Genomic DNA, 17,345 nt, shown 5'->3' on the forward strand with positions numbered 1-17,345 from the left:
AGTAACCGAAAAGGATAGAGAACTGAAAGATACATCAGTCCAACAGGATTTGCCTAAGATACCGCACCGGAATGGAACCCTGTGACAACAATGTTTCATGAAACGTTTTTAGGCTGAAATCGTCTCCATGCTTTTGCTGATAATCTTTTCGCAATTCCTCAATCAGCATACTCCCTACAAAATAAGTAGAAAGTTGTGCCGATGTCAGTTGTGCTCTTACCCATTTCGCAGATGCTTCGGCTTCTTCCTGAAATGTTTCGGCTACCATTAAATTCATGGCTTCTTCCCGTGTCATATTTCCCGCATGAATTTTTTGATCAATAATTGCGTTTGCTATTCCTCGTAATCGCCATTTTTTCTGTACCAAGTCATATCGCGGATCGCCGCCACCTAGCCCTTCCTCAATCATCATCGCTTCGGTGTAGTGCGCCCAACATTCAATCATAACACCACTACTAAACACGGCTCGAATAAGAGACGGATGGCGGTTGGCATAATACAGCTGAACATAATGACCAGGTAACGCTTCGTGGATAGAAAGAATTGTAACCGAAATATGATTATACTCTCTCAAAAAAGATTCAACTCGTTCGTTATCCCAGTCTTCCGGAACTGGCGAAACATTGTAATAGGTCTGCAAATTTGATTCCAGCGGTCCGGGTGCCTGCAAATTCGCCACCGAAACACCACGCTGAAACTCCGGCATCGGTCGGACTTCAAGAGGTTTGTTTGGATCAAGTGTGAGCAAATTTTTATCTTGAATAAATTGGGTCAGTTCAGAAATCGTACCGAGCGCATCTTCCATAACCTCTTCCCTGCCAACATGATCTTCTGAAATCCGGTCCAGTACGCGCCTGACCATTTTCTGTTTATCTCCATGAGAATCAATTTTGGGTTCTTCGCCAAACCATTCGGTATAAAGCGGAAATGCTAAATCAGCCATATCATCTTGTGTTATTTTCAAAAATTCCTCTGCTTTTTCCAAAACAGTCTTTGCTGATAAATTTTCTCGCAAAATGTGCGAAAGTTTATGTTCGTAGAGATCAGAGCCGAGTCTGAAATCTTTGTGTGGTTCCTTTAGCTTGTTTTCAAGGAATGCTTTAAACTGAGTGAGAGATGCCAAAGCTATTTTTGACGCACTTTTTATTTTGACCGCAAGATCAGATTCAATATCCTCTAGAAATAAATCTATTCCGCTATCCAGCATCTGCATCACACCATCGCATTGGCGGATGGCAGTGTTAAGATGAATTTGGGGACATGAATCAAGAAGTGCTTCAGCCTGAAATAAGAAATTAGGCGTTTCATTTAGCCTACTTAGAAATGTATTGGCTCGTTCAGAAGCTGATGCAAACTCAAACCCAATTAAACTTTCGAATGCAAACCCTAACTCGCCCATATACACTAATGGATTCCACGTAGCCTCTTTTAATTCCAATAATTCAAATTGTTCACTACGAATTGCATCAAGCAAGATTTCATAATCAATGTGGTCATTTTGGTTTAACCGTGAAAAATCTAGAGATTCAATTTGTTCACTTATATTTTTTAAGTATGACGCTCTAGAATCCAACGCCTTGCGGCTGTAATCTGTTAACGAGCCATCATATTCGTGAACCCCAATCCAAGTTGCATTAACCGGATATGTTTTATAATACGATTTTAGGAATGAATCTTTCAAATCTTTGAATTCGTGAGTAACAGCCAGAGACAGAACCATGAATACAAAAAAAGAAAGACCTAGACCACCAATTACAGCATACTTTAATGAAGGTTTATCCATTTGAATAATATTAAATTAATAGATGATTTATCAAATTCCAACATTAGTGCGGAGCAAAATTAGGGACCATATTTTATTTCTTTTTTGGATTGCTTTTTTTTCTGGTTGCTCTCAATCGGATGTCGGAAAAAATGCGAATCCTTCAGGAGAAAATCACATGAATAGACTTGCCGATGAACAAAGTCCTTACCTACTCCAACACGCGGATAATCCCGTAGATTGGTATCCGTGGGGCGAAGAAGCATTTAAAAAAGCAAAGGAACTTGACCGCCCTATTTTTCTATCCATTGGCTATTCCACCTGTCACTGGTGTCATGTAATGGAACATGAATCTTTTGAAGATGATAGTGTGGCAAAACTGCTGAACGACAATTTTATTTCTATCAAGGTTGATCGGGAAGAACGCCCCGAAGTTGATCATGTGTACATGGCAGTGTGCCAAGCAATGACTGGCGGCGGCGGATGGCCGTTGACAATTTTTATGACCCCGGATAAAGAACCATTTTTTGCCGGAACGTATATTCCCAAAGATCGCAGAGGTCAACGTCCGGGAATGTATCAAGTAGTTCCTGCCATTGCTGAAGCGTGGAAAAATAAACGAAATGAAATTCTGACATCTAAAGATCGCATTATAGAATACATCCAAAAAAACAATCAACCTTCTGTAGGACCTGAATTACAGGAATCAGTCCTAGATGGCGCTTACACCTATTTTGAAAAACAGTTTGATTCAAAGGACGGTGGGTTTGGAAAATCGCCAAAATTCCCTTCGCCTCACAATTTAATATATCTGATTCGATATGCGAAAACTTCGGGCAATGCGCATGCACTAAATATGGCAGAAGAAACTTTAAAAGCCATGCGAAAAGGAGGCATTTTTGATCAAATAGGTTTCGGATTCCATCGCTACTCAACCGATAGTCAATGGCGTGTTCCTCATTTTGAAAAAATGTTATACGATCAGGCTATGCTTACCATGGCATATCTTGAAGCATTCGGCTCAACAAAGGATCCGTTTTATGAAAAAGTTGTCCGTGAAATTTTGACTTATATCACGCGAGATATGACAGACAAAGACGGCGGGTTTTATTCAGCCGAAGATGCTGATAGTGAAGGCGTAGAAGGGAAATTTTATGTTTGGAGGACCGATGAAATTCTAACCCTTTTGGGTGTGGATGATGCTCAACAATTTATGTCTCTATTTAATATGTCTGAAAAAGGGAATTTTCGAGACGAAGCTACGAGAAAACCATCCGATAAAAACATACTTTTCCTTCAAAAAGATATGAAGACTCTTGCAACCAATTATTCAATGGAAGAAGAAGAGTTAACCGAATTCATTCATTATTCTGGAAGTGTTTTGTTTGATGATCGTGAGAAACGTATCCATCCGTTAAAAGATGATAAAATTTTAACGGATTGGAACGGACTCATGATTGCGGCAATGGCAAAAGCAGGAACGGTTCTCGGTGATCAGGATTATGTAAATCGCGCAAAAAAAGCAATGGACTTTATCCTTAAGAACATACGGAATGATGACGGAACTTTATTAAAACGATTTCGAAATGGGAAAGCCGGTTTGCCCGGACATCTTGATGATTATGCATTTTTATCGTGGGGATTAATTGAATTATATGAAGCCACTTTTGAAACTCGATTTTTAAAAGAAGCTGTAGAATTATCTGAGCAAATGGTGACTGATTTTTGGGACCAAGTAAACGGTGGGTTTTTCCTTGGAAAATTGGGTGATGAAGAATTGATTATCCGAGCAAAAACCGGTTATGATGGTGCTATTCCTTCTGGAAACTCTGTGGCTGCAATGTGTTTATTAAGACTTGGCCGAATGACCGGCGATTCTAAATGGCTCGATTATTCAGAATCCATCTTTAAAGTTTTTTCTAGATCAATATCTACTACTCCACGTGGATTCACTCAACTGCTATCAGCGTATCTTTTCCAAACGAGCAACCCAATTGAATTTGTCATCGTAGGTAATCTGGAAGAAAAAGAAACCAGTATTGCGATCGAAAAAATCCGGAGTCAATATAATCCAAACCGGGTATTGATTCTAAAAAACCCGAATGATAAATCATTATCGAATCTTGCACCTTGGACCCAAACCCAAATTCAAGTAGAAGGAAAAACTACATTCTATGTTTGCGAAAATTTTTCCTGCAAACAACCCACAACTAATATCAATACAGCATTGGGGTTGTTGGATGAATAAAAACCTTCCTTCGGGGCTTGGACGTTTGTTAGCGCATTTTCAAGATTTACTGGATACCGGAATAAAGACCATAATTAAGAAATCTGACCCATCAAGTGAAACCGGGAAAAAGAATAAAGTGTTCACCTTTTTTTCTGAAATGGGTGATTCGTATTATAAAACATATGAAAAGGAAAAGCGTAAAAAATAATTCGAATTGCTGTTTTGGCAAACACCTGATAATGCACTAACTTCCCCGCCTTATGAAGTTGAAACTCCACTGGCAAATCATCATCGGTCTTCTCTTAGGATTGGCGTATGGTATTATTGCAGCAGTTCAAGGATGGGGATCCTTTACAAATGACTGGATAGCGCCCTTCGGCACAATCTTTCTTAATCTATTGAAACTGATTGCGGTTCCTCTGGTACTATTTTCTTTGATAACAGGCGTGGCTTCACTTTCTGATTTAAAAAAATTATCTCGTATCGGCGGAAAAACGATTGGAATTTATGTTATCACTACGGCCATTGCAGTCACGATTGGGCTTGTATCAGTGAACCTTCTTAAGCCCGGTGATTCAGTTCCTATAGAGATAAAGGAAAAGCTTGAGCAAAGATACCAATCTGCAGCATCCACAAAAGCAGGAGCCGCAGAAGCGGTTAAGAATCGAGGACCGCTTCAGCCTTTAGTCGATATGGTTCCGAATAATTTCTTTAATTCAGCATCTAGTAACCGAAATATGCTTCAAATTGTTTTCTTTGCAATTTTTCTCGGAATTGGTCTCATTCAGGTTCCAAAAGATGTATCCAAACCAGTTTTGGTTGTTTTTGAGGGAATGAATGATGTAATTATCAAACTCGTGGATGTCATTATGTTGATGGCGCCCATAGGCGTTTTTGCCCTGATTGCTAGCACCATCCAATCCGTTGCCGGGGACAATATCTCAAATGTCATTGATTTATTAGGATCACTTGGGTATTACATGCTGGCAGTAATTGCAGGACTTTTGATTCACATGGTTGTTACTTATACTTCCATTTTAAAATTTTTCACGCCTATGAAATTGAAAGATTTTTATAAAGGTATTGCTCCAGCTCAGTTATTGGCGTTTTCCACAAGTTCTAGTGGCGCAACATTGCCGGTTACGATGGAACGATGCGAAGATGAATTGGGAGTTTCCGAAGAAGTATCTTCCTTTGTTCTGCCACTTGGCGCCACCATTAATATGGATGGAACGGCACTGTATCAGGCGGTTGCGGCAGTCTTTATCGCCCAAACACTTGGAATGGAACTTGGATTAGGTGCGCAAATCACCATTGTCCTTACTGCTGTACTTGCGTCTATTGGAACTGCTGCAGTTCCGGGTGCAGGAATTATAATGCTTGTTATCATTTTAGAAGCGATTCATGTCCCCAGTGAGGGCATTGCCTTGATACTTGGCGTCGATAGAATTTTGGATATGCTTCGGACAACCACAAATGTTACTGGCGATGCCAGCGTTGCTGTTATGGTCGCCGCAACTGAGGGACAGCTACGTTCCCAATCCAGCTCAATCTAAAATGGCTTTCTTCCTGCTTGGGTAGCTACCGGAAAACTCGTTAAATTTCAATATGATTTTTGATTATCCCGTTTTGGGTACATCCATTTCAGGATCTACAATAATAAATCTTGGAGGCTGTACTCTGGATGCAAAAAACAGACCTTTCTGCTTTGTGGTAGATCAAGGTAGTTTGCTGTATTCAGGAGGCCACCACCGTGTCGATACTCGGTCCTGAAATTGGTCTCAAAACGGGAAGAATTTGCCCCGCGTGAACCCTTGGCGGGGCTTTTTATTACCCAAAAGACCTATTTACAAAACCAATCCGAATTAATTATATTTTGCAATATATTCACGGTTACTAACTTTGCAATTCCAAAGACATGACAATAAAAAAACAAAAAAATAATATCACGATCCCAATTGGGTTTACTAGCGCTGACACAAAAAAGCGACTGGATTGGATCAAGGACAAATCGGGGTTGGATTTTAAAGATGATATCCAAAATAGTCCTGAAGATCTAAAAGGAATCATTGAAAATCATATTGGTTTTATGAAAATACCAATGGCAATTGCCGGTCCATTGCTTATTTCAGGCAACCATGCTAAAGGTGAATTTTATGTTCCGCTTTGTACTTTAGAAGGGACCCTAGCCATTTCCATGAACCGTGGAATGGCAGCCGCAAGGCGAAGCGGCGGTTTCACCGTAAAACATATCAAACAAGAATTATCACGCGCGCCAGTATTTATATTTCAAGATATTGATGCGTCAACCAAATTTATGAAATGGGTTGATTCCCATTTTTCAGCGATTAAGAAGATTGCAGAATCGACATCCAATCATGGAAAGCTGATTCGGATTGATCAATACCCAATTCAAAATTATGTTGTACTTGATATGGTGCTTGACACCGGGAATGCAGCTGGGCAAAATATGGTGACCCTTGCCGCAAAAGCTGCTTGCGATTTCATCAAAGAAAAAACAGGACACTCTTTTATCCTGGAGTCCGGATTTAACAGTGATAAAAAAGCATCTGCACGAAATATGATTTTGGGACGAGGGCATAGCGTTATAGCTGAAACAACAATACCTAACTCAATTTTGCGTAGAATTCTGGGAATTAAAATTTCTGATGTAGAAAAATTCCAATTACTTGGTCCGACCATAACCACATTGGCTGGAACACAAGGATGCCATTTACATATTTCCAACGCACTAACCGCTCTATATCTTGCAACTGGTCAGGATACTGCATGTGTTGCAGAAAATTCGATTGGTCATTTTCAAACAGAACCTGTCGATCATGGAATGAAATTCAGATTAACACTTCCCTCTGTCACAATTGGAACAGTCGGTGGTGGCACAAGACTTCTCCCCCAAAATCAAAACCTTCAACTTCTCAATTGCCATGAAGGGAAACATACTTCAAAAAAACTCGCAGAAATTATTTGCGCTTCAAGTCTTGCGCTCGAGATTTCGCTAATGTCTGCCATCGTTTCTGATACATTTACCAAAGCGCATATGAAATATGGACGATAATGGATGTTAAATATTCCCGTCCTTGACAATCCCAAGTATGCCTACCTCGTACACAAACAACCCATTTTTTTTCGATTATGGAAAAACTTATTTTATATCTACTGTAGATTTGTTTTTTCTTGGTACGTCCCAGTTACAATTTTTGGACGGGAAAAAATTCCAAATGCTTCCGCTATTTTTTGCAGTAACCACAACAGTCATATGGATGTTGCGTTGGTTAGCACAGCAGCCGGGAAAAGCTTTAACCATTTTGGAATGCTCGCAGCAAAAGATTATTGGTTCGATAACTCATTCAAACGAATTCTAATAAATTTAGTCATGAATTTGATTCCTATCGCTAGAAGATCTACAAAAAATAAAGATACTTTCCCCTTTTCAGATACAATCACCATTAGCAAAGCATTTATGGAATTAGGGAAACGGAATTTGGTCATTTTTCCTGAAGGATCACGTGGTAAACCAAATGAGATCAAACCATTCCGCAAAGGCGCAGCCCGTTTTTCCACTGAATTGAATGCACCCATTGTGCCTGTATTTATTCATGGTTCTGGGAATTCTTGGCCCAAAGGAAATTTATTTATGAAACCAACTCGAATCCAAATCAACATTCTAGATCCAATGTATCCAAGTGAATTCGATCATCATTCTGATCCCGTCACTGCTTTCACCAATGAACTTGAATCCAGAATTAAAAATGCAGGACACACCATTCATGGCTGACAATAAATTTTTCGCAATTAATAATGAAACTTGGGGACATAAATGGGGCTATAGAGATACCAAGTTTGTCCTTAATGATGATATGACCGTTTCAATGACCGGCAGCCGATATGAACTCTGTGGCGCACGCATGCCTGATTTTATTCCGTATATCGAGGAAGTACTTGGAATAATAATCAATCCTGAAGAAACATTACCTGAAGTAGAAGAAAAACCGGTGAATTCATCTCATATTAATGAAGAATTTTTCGAAAAAATCAAGCAGACTTTCCCAGAGGATCGGTATTCAATAAAAGATAAAGACCGATTGCTGCACAGCCATGGTCAAACAACTTCAGAAGAAGTTTATAAAATTTTATACAATAAAATTGATCGAACAGCGGACATGGTTTTTTATCTCGAATCAGAGGAAGAGACCAAGCAACTGATTCAATTTGCAATCGAGTTTAATGTTTGTCTCATCCCGTTCGGAGGCGGTACTAGCGTAAGTAGCGCTTTAAAAATTCCGGAAGCTGAAAGCCGGATGGTTGTTGCTGTTGATCTTCGTCGAATGGATGAGGTAGAATGGATTAATGAAAAAGATAGAAGAATTTGCGTTCAAGCCGGCATTACAGGAACTGAATTGGAAAACAGGTTAGCTGAAAAAGGTTTTTGCGTAGGCCACGAACCGGACAGTGTTGAATTGTCCACACTCGGTGGATGGATCGCCACCAATGCAAGCGGAATGAAAAAGAATAAATATGGCAATATTGAAGATATCGTTGAAAATGTAACTATGATTACACCAAACGGTGTTATTGAACAAGTATCACCTCTCTCCCGCGCATCCATCGGCTTCAAACCTCAAAATATATTATTTGGGTCTGAAGGAAATCTTGGTATTATTACCAAGGCTATCTTAAAAATTCACAAATTACCCGAAGTAAAAAAATACAATTCCGCTGTGTTTAATGATTGGGATGCAGGAGTCGAATTTCTATACGAATTATCAAAAACCAACTTTATTCCCTCAAGTGTTCGTTTGGTTGATAATATACAATTCAGATTTGGACAAGCTTTAAAACCGAAAGCGGAAGGCATTCATAAATTGATAGATTCAATTAAAAAATTCGTACTATTAAATTTAAAAGGATTTGATGGTGAAAAACTTTGCGCTGTTACCTTTGTTATGGAAGGCACTTCCGGGGAAGTATCGTATCAGGAAAAAAATACCTTATCTTTAGCCAAAAGGCATGGCGGAATGGTTGGTGGTCCCGGAAATGGGAAACGGGGATATATGTTAACCTATGCCATTGCATATGTACGAGATTTTCTTACAAAATTTCACGTGATTGGTGAAACGATGGAAACATCGGTTCCGTGGAGTAAAATCCCTGATGTATGTAAAGCAGCAACTCAAACATTATATGACCTTCATGCAAAACATAATATCCCGGGCAAACCCTACATTTCCTACCGCATTCCTCAAATTTATCATACAGGAGTGTGTATATACTTTATGTTGGGAATGAGCATCAAAGGTATTCCAAACGCTGAAGATGTATTTTGTGAAATTGAGCATGCCATTCGAAAAGCAATTATGGATCACGGCGGTTCAATTTCTCATCATCATGGCGTTGGTAAACTTCGAAAGGATTTCATGAGTGATACCCTTTCTGATTCCAGTATGAAACTTATCAAAGATATGAAAAATTCTCATGATCCTGCTAATGTGTTTGGAATCCGAAACGGAATTTTTGCTGAATAAACAGAGGCTGTCCCATCAATCTTTCCGGTAAAACAATTGTAGTAACAGGTGCATCATCCGGCATCGGAGAATCTCTTTCAAAAAAGTTAGCATCGGCGGGTGCAAAAGTTGTTCTAGCCTCACGTAATGAGATAAAACTTAATCAAATTTATGTTGATATTACTCAGGATGGAGGAACTGCTTTTGTCATCCAAACAGATATCACAAAAAGCGAGGATTGTTCGACATTAATTGAATCTACTGTAGAAACTTTTGGCTCATTAGATATGATCATTCTCAATGCCGGAATCAGTATGTGGGCGCCTTTTGAAAAAATTAAAGATGTATCCTTTTTTAAAAAAATTATGGATGTCAATTATACAGGTTGTGTGAATTGTATTCATTCTGCATTGCCGGAATTAAAAAAATCACATGGAAAAATTGTAGCTATTACTACCGCTCAGGCTATTGTCGGGTTTCCACATCATACAGGATATGCAGCATCTAAACATGCCTTACAGGGGTTTTTGGAGTCATTAGAAATGGAACTTGATGGTCAAGTACATTTCGCGAATGCCTTTCTTGGATGGATCAAAGGAACAAATTTGCGAGAGAATGCTTTTGGATCGGATGGAATACAATTGGGAGAAGCACGACACAGTCATAATCATAACGCTGTTGGACTGGAAATCTGTACCAAGCAAATTATTGAGGCAATCCAAACAGATAAGAAATCAATATATATACCCGGAAAATTAAGATTTATTCCATTCCTAAAATTATTTTTCAGAAAATGGCTTTTGAATAATATAACAAAAAAGGTTGGGGATCACGGTTCCTGACTAAGTAGGAAGTGAAGATTGAATTTGTTCAATTCTTCTTCGGCTTCCTCGAATTGTTAATTTCACTCCCGTTTCCAGGTACTCCCTATTTAATACGACAACTCCCTCTTGCGATTCTGACACAATTTTCCCGTTTTTGTAAGATACTTCTACTTCTATTGTTTGAAAATTCTGCTCCATAATTTCAAGAATCTTATTTTTCAACTGGTCAATCCTTAGAGATTCAAGCGCGCTAACAGCAATGCTGTCCGGAAATGAATTAATTGAGGAACTTATTTGTTCTACATCTTGAACCAAGTCTGCTTTATTTAATACAATTAACCGAGGAATTTTCTCGGCATCTAAATCCTTTAGCACCTCATCGATGGTCTTCAAATGATCTTTCAAAAACGGAGAACTAATATCTAATACAATTATGAGCAAATCAGCTTCGAGCACTTCCTTTAAAGTGCTTCGAAAAGATGCAACAAGATGGTGAGGGAGTTTGCGGATAAACCCCACAGTATCGCTTATCAAACATGTATGTGTGTCACCAAGTTGGATTCGTCGGATCGTAGTATCAAGTGTTGCAAAAAGTTGATCTTGAATAAAAACGTCGGATCCGGTCATACATTTGAATAAAGTAGATTTGCCAGCGTTGGTATATCCAACAAGTGCTGTACGAAATTCCGTTCGTCGTTTATGCGCCTGTGTACTTCGTTCCTTTTCAATCCGCTCTAAATCCTTTTTTAATTTTGCAATTTTGGTTCTGATGATTCGTCGGTCAACTTCAATTTGGGTTTCCCCCATTCCGGCACGGGTCCCAATTCCGCCCATTTGGCGTTCAAGGTGTGTCCATTGGTGGGTAAGGCGAGGCAATAGATATTGATAATATGCCATTTCCACTTGGGTTTTGGATTCCCTCGATTGAGCATGTTGTTTAAAAATATCTAAAATCAGAGCACTGCGATCAATTATTTTTATATCATCAGTAAGATCCATATAATTCTTGACCTGTGCCGGTGTAAGGTCTTCATCAAAAATAATTAGATTTACTTTTAATTCCTTCGCTTGGCTTATAACTTGCTCAGCCTTTCCTTTTCCTAAGAAATATTTTGGATTTATTCGGTTTAAGTTTTGAATAATTCTACCGGATACATTTGCACCGGCTGTTTCTGCGAGAAGATTTAATTCATCCAAATGTTCACCAACATCTTGTCTGGAAACTTTTCCATGAACAACACCAACCAAAAACGCATTTTCTTTTTCTATAATATTTGAAATGTTAAGGTCCTGTTTCTCTAAAAGAATCGGGATCTGTTTTAGCGATGACCATTTCCAATATCAACGCACCCAAAGCAAGCAATAAAAATATCCTCCATAAACTCTTTCCAAATCGAATATCCTTAATAGTTGAGGCAAGATCAATATTAGGATCAACCCATCGTGATCTTTGTGACCCAATTTGATTCACAATTGACGATGGATCAGCGCGAATAAATGGATCTTCACCATCGGGCAATTGCACAGAAAATGCAGTATATGGATCGCCATCTGCCAATACATCATAAGATCCTATTTCAAATGTTTCTGAAAAAATGAGTGATTCAGAATTGTAATTAGGAATCACTTTAATCGTTTCACCCGAAGGCGTTACTACCTCCCATTGTTTTCGAATAAATTCTCTGGTCAATTTGATGGATTTAGGTTCCCCGGAAACAACTGGAATAATATTGGATTCATCCGTTGCCTGCAAAACAATGATTCGATGCAAAAGCGGAACACTTAGACCACGGATAGGCAAGTCATTCCAATCTAAGTTCATGGGAGACGTGAAAACATATACAGGATTTCCCATATGCTTGTATTCTAAAAGAAATACATCACCATTGGTAAATTTCAATAAAGGCTGATGCTCTGAAGATAAATCCGTTCTGTAATACCCAAAAACCTGCGGGAGTTCCTGAGCAAGATCTTTAATTCCAAGTCCATCAACAAGTGTATTCATATTATCTGTAGTATGGAGCGAATAAAATGCGTCACCATCCAATCGTTCCGGACTTTTTACTTTTGGCAACTTGAGGACAGAAAAAAGTGAAGCTTGATCCGGAAGTGCATTTGCAGCACCAACAAACCAAATGAGAGATCCACCTTTTTCAAGAAAGGTTTGAATATCCTGTACAGCACCAGCGCTCATTCTACCTGGATCATGCACCAGTAAAATATCCGTATTGTCTAGGAATAACCTGTTAGGATTTGGATCAATATATAAATCAATATCAAGATATCCGAACCCACCATCCATCGATGATAAAACAGATTTCAGTAAAAATGCATTTTCTTTTGATGGTGCTAATAGGGTGCAGGTTATCTGAGATGGAATAGATAACTCAAAAGTTTTTACGTTATCCAAAAGAAAATCATCTCTCGGAATTTCCAATCTTCCTTTGATGAGGCCCGATCTACCGGGATAAACTTGAAATTGAAATTCTTTGGATTTCCTTACTGGGAATGAAGCAACAACCTGTCCTAAACGAGTTTCATCTAGATAAAGTTCAATTGGTATATTCCTTTGCATAATGGTTCCGGAATTTCGGATTTTTGCATTCAGCTTTAATAACTGATTCGGCAATTTAATCTGGCTAATAATTTTCGATTCCCTGATGCCGAGATTCTCACCATCGGCTCTTTGAGATACGAAGAAAAACCTCCAATAATTTTCAAGATTTTGGGTTGGTTTATTTTCATATTTATTGATCATATCTTGCCCCGGATCATCCTGAAAATCACTCAAGATAAAACATTCCTTATTAACCGTACTGGCTTTAGAATTCTGAATAATTTTATGTACCGAATCCCAAAGTTTGTCATCACCGTGTGACTGTTTTATTTTTTGAATCGCCTGCGTTCCTTCTCGGAATTCCCGAATCCGGCCTTCTTTCAACTTTTGCAATGGGTTCGTTTGATGGATTTCAATAAAGGACCCTGGCTCCAATGAATTCAAAATTATCGGAACCTTTGATTTAGCGATTTCCAGTAAAGATCCGTTGTCAGTTTTTAAATCCATGCTCGCAGAATTATCCACAATAATAATGACATGAGATTCTACTTCACCTGCCATCCAAGAAGGTAGAAAACCATGCTGAACAGGTCTTGCCGCCATAAGGATTAGAGCAGCAACTGCAAGCATTCGGAGCAAAACGAGCAACCATTGTTTCATTTGAATACGACGGATTGTGTCATGTTCTAATTGCTTGATATATCGCAACGTACTGAATTCAACTTCCTTAGTATTCCGCAAACTTAATAAATGGATGATAAGTGGAATAGAGGCCAAGGCCAAACCCCATAAAATTGAAGGTGCTAAAAATGTCATATGAGAAAATTACTAGCTAATATCATGATTGTTCCGCTAGTGATAGGAATCGAAACATTATCATCAATCGTTAATGGAAGCAATTCTACTACCATAGCTGAAACGGATCCCACAATCCCAACTGTTATTGGGACTATAGGAAACAGCCAACCAGTCAAAATACAAATCATCAATCCACTTAAGGATCCTTCCAAGGTTTTTGACCCGATTTTGATGTTTCCGAATTGCATTCCAATGATCCCCGCAGTTGTGTCACCCACGGACATAAATACAAGTGCCATTATCGCAATTGGCTTTGGGAAAATGAGTATTGTGAACCATGCACCAATCAGTACCCAAGTTGCGCCAGTAAACTTCCCGGATAATTCATGTGACCGAAGCATGGAATCAAAATATCTAACAAATAATGATTTCAACCACTGAACTCTTGTCCTTGCTAAATCTGTACAAATCGCAGAAAATGTCACGATTCCAAGCAGGATTAAAACACTGGTTTTATCCGGCAACCATGTGCCATACGAAATTGGAATAATAAGGTTGAAAATATGAATCATTTTCCGACCCATCTCCGGAAGTGTGATTCGGGGATTACTCATTCATTAATTTATTATGGATATCCTGCAAATCCACAACGCTGACTACAAGATCAATCTTTACCGCACGGTCCGTTACTGTGCCTGCCGAGATAGATTGATGTAGTACGGTGAATGGTAATAAATCTTCATTCTGCTGATAAGAAACTTTTCCCAGAATTAGGCGTGATTCCTTTAAAGATTGCGCTGCCTTGTCTTCATTGAGTCCGAATAACTGTGGGACTATAAATCTATTGGGTGGTGAACCTTTGCTAACCGTGATTTGAACACCAAGCCATTTTTTTAATTCGTCACCACCCTTTGGGAATTGCCATGCGACCGTACCATTTGGGAAGTCCGGATTATACTCGATATAAACGGTATCAATATTCAGATTTGCCTGTTGAAGTGTTATTTCCGCACTTCTTTGCGACTGCCCAATTAAATTCGGAACTTTCACTAATTTTTCCGGGTGAGAAACTTTTAAACGAATTGTCCTCCCCGGTTTCACCTTACTTCCCGGAACTGGATACTGGTCCACAATTAACCCGGGTTTATGTTGGTTGGTATGGACTGTATCTTGGATTACGACTCGAAATCCCTCAGATGAAATGGTTTTCGTCGCCTGAGTTAAAGATTCCCCAATAACGTCCATTACTACTCGATATTCGTTTTTTCGGATATACTTTGGCATGATCAGAATTTCAAGAATAGAAATCCCAATAAAGGAAAGAACTGCAAATGAGATGAGTATTTTATAAATAGTCTTCATCAATTTTTAATAAGTCTTGCTGCATACATACCGTCAGTTTTATCTCTATGTGGTAAGGTCTGTAAAGTACCATGAGAATCAACCCAATGATTATGTTCGTCAAGTGTATTCATGTCTAATTCGAATTTAGGACTCAATTTAAGGAAAGCATTGATCACGTTCCAATTTTCTTCCGGTTCTAAACTGCAGGTAGAATATACCAATCTACCTCCGGGTTTAAGATAATTCGAAACATGATTTAAAATAGCCAACTGAATATTTGCCATCTCGTGTATATTAACCATTGTCCGTCTCCACTTGATATCAGGATGTTTTCCAATGACTCCTGTTCCCGTGCAGGGAGCATCAATTAGAATACCATCTGCTAATTCAAATTCATCTTTTGTAGCATCTTTAACATTCCATTCTATGGATTTTAATTTATGTCGAAGCATATCAGTTATTCCCAGTTTAACGCGAGCGGAATCGGGATCGGAAGCTAATATTCGTCCTGTGTCTTCCATCAATTCAGCTATATACAATGCCTTTGTTCCCGGAGCACCACAAACGTCTAAGATGGTTTCCCCAGGGACAGGGTTCAATAAATCCACTGCAATTCCGGCTGCCCTATCTTGGATAGAAATGGATCCATCAAGAAAAAGCGGATGTTGCGCCAATAAATTGAATCCCGCCTTAACTTTGAAAAAACGAGTGCTGGCTTCTGCTGCACAAAGTTTAATTCCATCCTCTTTGCACCTATGGGTTATTTCGCTCATTGATGATTCTGGATATTTGATCCGAATTGTGTATTCATGAATTTCATTAAATGTTTCACATAATTCGCGAGTTGATGATTTCCCAAATTGTGAAATCCATCTTTTTATCATCCAATCCGGAAAAGATAACCATTCAGCCAAAACACTTTCAGATTTTATTCCATTTAAAGGTTTAGATGTTTCAATTTTTGATAGAGAACGAAGAATGGCATTGGTAATTCCTGTGACTTTCTCTCCTATGGATTTTCGGGCAATGTTTACCCAACTGTCAATGGCGGCATAATCCGGCACTGTATCATCCATCAAGAGTTCATACACTGATATTCTCAATAATACTTTTAAAGAATTATCCAATGTAGATAGTGGGCGGTCAAGAGCAGAATCAATCCAATAATCCAGCCTTCCCTTCCATCGGATAACATCACGCGTTAGTGCATAAATTCTATTGATTTCCTTAGACTTCAAGGATTTAGAAGCAATGATATTTGCAGTAATGACGCTCAGCCGTTTTTTTGTCGTAAAAAATTCCAAAAGAATTTTTTGTGATACAATCCGCGGATCCTCCATTAAGATGTAAACATATCGCCGGGCGCCAGAGTGCTTCCTCTTAAAAAATCTTCAACCGGCAATCGCTTTTTCCCTTCCAATTGGATTTCTCGTATTTCTAATCGTCCCCTTCCCGTTCCGATTTCCATGACGACTTTTTCAACTTGTAAGAATTGACCGGGCATACCTGAAGCATCTTGTTTAAAGGAAGAATTGAAGAATTTTATTGTTTTTCCATTCCATTTTGAAAAAGCTCCCGGGATAGGAGAAAGTCCCCGAATCAGATTGCTGATTTTTTCTGCCGATTGATTCCAATCAATACAACCCATATCCGGGTGAATTTTCGGCGCCGGCGTTGCAAGGGAATCATTTTGGGAAATTGGGTTTAATGTACCATCTATTGCTTGTTTGACGGTTCGTAATAGCAAGGCAGAACCTATTTGACTCATTTTTTCTGAAAGAGTGCCAAAATCGTATTCTGGAATAATTTCAACTTTTTCTTGAAGAAGAATATCGCCTGCATCCACTTTTGGTTTTAATAGAAACGTAGTTAATCCGGTTTCAGTATCTCCATTCATCAGAGAATGTTGAATGGGCGCAGCTCCTCTATAAGCCGGTAAAAGTGAACCATGAAGATTGATTGATCCGTCTTTGGGAACTACAAGTAATTCTTTAGGCAAAATCTTAAAGGCAACGACAACAAAAAGATCAGGATTTAATTCGGAAATATCATTAACGAATTGTGAATCTGAAAGAGAGTGCGGCTGAAGTAATGGTAAATCTAAATCTTGTGCACATAATGATACAGGTTGTTCCTGTTTGTATTGTCCCCTACCTTTTCGTTTTGGCGGATCAGTGACAATTGCAAGAGGGCTGATGCCATTTTCAACTAATTTTGAAAGAGACGGAACAGCAAACTGCGGGTTTCCCATGAATATAATTTTCATCGTAATTCCCTGAATCGATTATGAGTTTGAGTAAAGGGTTGC

The 17,345-nt window shown here is 38.8% G+C and carries 14 protein-coding genes; 7 read left to right on the forward strand and 7 right to left on the reverse strand.

All coding sequences use genetic code 11. From position 1 onward, the window contains the following. Positions 1–34: 34 nt before the first annotated feature. The gene (locus tag HOD97_02360; protein MBT4280455.1) at positions 35–1,783 is read right to left on the reverse strand and encodes a DUF885 domain-containing protein; all 1,749 of its coding nucleotides are present in this window, start codon (positions 1,781–1,783) and stop codon (positions 35–37) included. A 157-nt stretch (positions 1,784–1,940) separates the two neighbouring features. On the opposite strand from HOD97_02360, the gene HOD97_02365 reads away from it, so the two are divergent. From HOD97_02365 to HOD97_02395, 7 genes are all read left to right on the forward strand, one after another. After that, positions 1,941–4,010, forward strand: a complete 2,070-nt coding sequence (locus tag HOD97_02365; protein ID MBT4280456.1) for a thioredoxin domain-containing protein — start codon at positions 1,941–1,943, stop codon at positions 4,008–4,010. Beyond that, complete coding sequence (locus HOD97_02370; GenBank protein ID MBT4280457.1) at positions 4,003–4,200, forward strand: hypothetical protein; 198 nt, start codon at positions 4,003–4,005, stop codon at positions 4,198–4,200. The genes HOD97_02365 and HOD97_02370 overlap by 8 nt, the downstream gene beginning before the upstream one ends. 52 nt (positions 4,201–4,252) lie before the next feature. Then, positions 4,253–5,548, forward strand: a complete 1,296-nt coding sequence (locus tag HOD97_02375) for a dicarboxylate/amino acid:cation symporter (protein MBT4280458.1) — start codon at positions 4,253–4,255, stop codon at positions 5,546–5,548. 362 nt (positions 5,549–5,910) lie between these two features. After that, positions 5,911–7,068: a hydroxymethylglutaryl-CoA reductase gene (locus tag HOD97_02380; GenBank protein MBT4280459.1), complete on the forward strand. Its 1,158-nt coding sequence runs from the start codon at positions 5,911–5,913 to the stop codon at positions 7,066–7,068. A 3-nt stretch (positions 7,069–7,071) separates the two neighbouring features. Further along, complete coding sequence (locus HOD97_02385) at positions 7,072–7,788, forward strand: 1-acyl-sn-glycerol-3-phosphate acyltransferase (GenBank protein ID MBT4280460.1); 717 nt, start codon at positions 7,072–7,074, stop codon at positions 7,786–7,788. After that, positions 7,781–9,535 carry an FAD-binding oxidoreductase gene (locus HOD97_02390; GenBank protein MBT4280461.1) on the forward strand — a complete coding sequence of 585 codons (1,755 nt, stop codon included), beginning with the start codon at positions 7,781–7,783 and terminating at the stop codon, positions 9,533–9,535. The genes HOD97_02385 and HOD97_02390 overlap by 8 nt, the downstream gene beginning before the upstream one ends. Beyond that, positions 9,532–10,356: an SDR family oxidoreductase gene (locus HOD97_02395; protein MBT4280462.1), complete on the forward strand. Its 825-nt coding sequence runs from the start codon at positions 9,532–9,534 to the stop codon at positions 10,354–10,356. Before HOD97_02390 ends, HOD97_02395 begins: the two co-directional genes overlap by 4 nt. Here HOD97_02395 and hflX read toward each other — a convergent pair whose 3' ends face one another. The 6 genes from hflX to HOD97_02425 are packed head-to-tail and all read right to left on the reverse strand — an operon-like array spanning position 10,357 to position 17,303. After that, complete coding sequence (hflX, locus tag HOD97_02400; protein ID MBT4280463.1) at positions 10,357–11,586, reverse strand: GTPase HflX; 1,230 nt, start codon at positions 11,584–11,586, stop codon at positions 10,357–10,359. 34 nt (positions 11,587–11,620) lie between these two features. Further along, positions 11,621–13,711: a hypothetical protein gene (locus HOD97_02405; protein MBT4280464.1), complete on the reverse strand. Its 2,091-nt coding sequence runs from the start codon at positions 13,709–13,711 to the stop codon at positions 11,621–11,623. Beyond that, positions 13,708–14,307 carry a hypothetical protein gene (locus HOD97_02410; protein ID MBT4280465.1) on the reverse strand — a complete coding sequence of 200 codons (600 nt, stop codon included), beginning with the start codon at positions 14,305–14,307 and terminating at the stop codon, positions 13,708–13,710. The genes HOD97_02405 and HOD97_02410 overlap by 4 nt, the downstream gene beginning before the upstream one ends. After that, positions 14,300–15,055 carry a PASTA domain-containing protein gene (locus HOD97_02415; GenBank protein ID MBT4280466.1) on the reverse strand — a complete coding sequence of 252 codons (756 nt, stop codon included), beginning with the start codon at positions 15,053–15,055 and terminating at the stop codon, positions 14,300–14,302. The genes HOD97_02410 and HOD97_02415 overlap by 8 nt, the downstream gene beginning before the upstream one ends. After that, entirely contained in the window at positions 15,055–16,377 is a 1,323-nt protein-coding gene (gene rsmB / locus HOD97_02420) for a 16S rRNA (cytosine(967)-C(5))-methyltransferase RsmB (protein ID MBT4280467.1), read from the reverse strand. The genes HOD97_02415 and rsmB overlap by 1 nt, the downstream gene beginning before the upstream one ends. Then, positions 16,377–17,303, reverse strand: a complete 927-nt coding sequence (locus tag HOD97_02425; protein ID MBT4280468.1) for a methionyl-tRNA formyltransferase — start codon at positions 17,301–17,303, stop codon at positions 16,377–16,379. Before HOD97_02425 ends, rsmB begins: the two co-directional genes overlap by 1 nt. Positions 17,304–17,345: the final 42 nt, after the last annotated feature.

This window comes from Candidatus Neomarinimicrobiota bacterium (assembly GCA_018651745.1).
In the GTDB taxonomy this organism is placed as follows: Bacteria; Fidelibacterota; Marinisomatia; order Marinisomatales; family TCS55; genus JAAZYX01.

Bases quoted from the DNA above. Each gene is read 5' to 3' on its own strand.
- HOD97_02360 (MBT4280455.1), bottom strand. From the start codon at position 1,783: ATGGATAAACCTTCATTAAAGTATGCTGTAATTGGTGGTCTAGGTCTT.
- HOD97_02365 (MBT4280456.1), top strand. From the start codon at position 1,941: ATGAATAGACTTGCCGATGAACAAAGTCCTTACCTACTCCAACACGCG.
- HOD97_02370 (MBT4280457.1), top strand. From the start codon at position 4,003: ATGAATAAAAACCTTCCTTCGGGGCTTGGACGTTTGTTAGCGCATTTT.
- HOD97_02375 (MBT4280458.1), top strand. From the start codon at position 4,253: ATGAAGTTGAAACTCCACTGGCAAATCATCATCGGTCTTCTCTTAGGA.
- HOD97_02380 (MBT4280459.1), top strand. From the start codon at position 5,911: ATGACAATAAAAAAACAAAAAAATAATATCACGATCCCAATTGGGTTT.
- HOD97_02385 (MBT4280460.1), top strand. From the start codon at position 7,072: ATGTTAAATATTCCCGTCCTTGACAATCCCAAGTATGCCTACCTCGTA.
- HOD97_02390 (MBT4280461.1), top strand. From the start codon at position 7,781: ATGGCTGACAATAAATTTTTCGCAATTAATAATGAAACTTGGGGACAT.
- HOD97_02405 (MBT4280464.1), bottom strand. From the start codon at position 13,711: ATGACATTTTTAGCACCTTCAATTTTATGGGGTTTGGCCTTGGCCTCT.
- HOD97_02410 (MBT4280465.1), bottom strand. From the start codon at position 14,307: ATGAGTAATCCCCGAATCACACTTCCGGAGATGGGTCGGAAAATGATT.
- HOD97_02415 (MBT4280466.1), bottom strand. From the start codon at position 15,055: ATGAAGACTATTTATAAAATACTCATCTCATTTGCAGTTCTTTCCTTT.
- rsmB (MBT4280467.1), bottom strand. From the start codon at position 16,377: ATGGAGGATCCGCGGATTGTATCACAAAAAATTCTTTTGGAATTTTTT.
- HOD97_02425 (MBT4280468.1), bottom strand. From the start codon at position 17,303: ATGAAAATTATATTCATGGGAAACCCGCAGTTTGCTGTTCCGTCTCTT.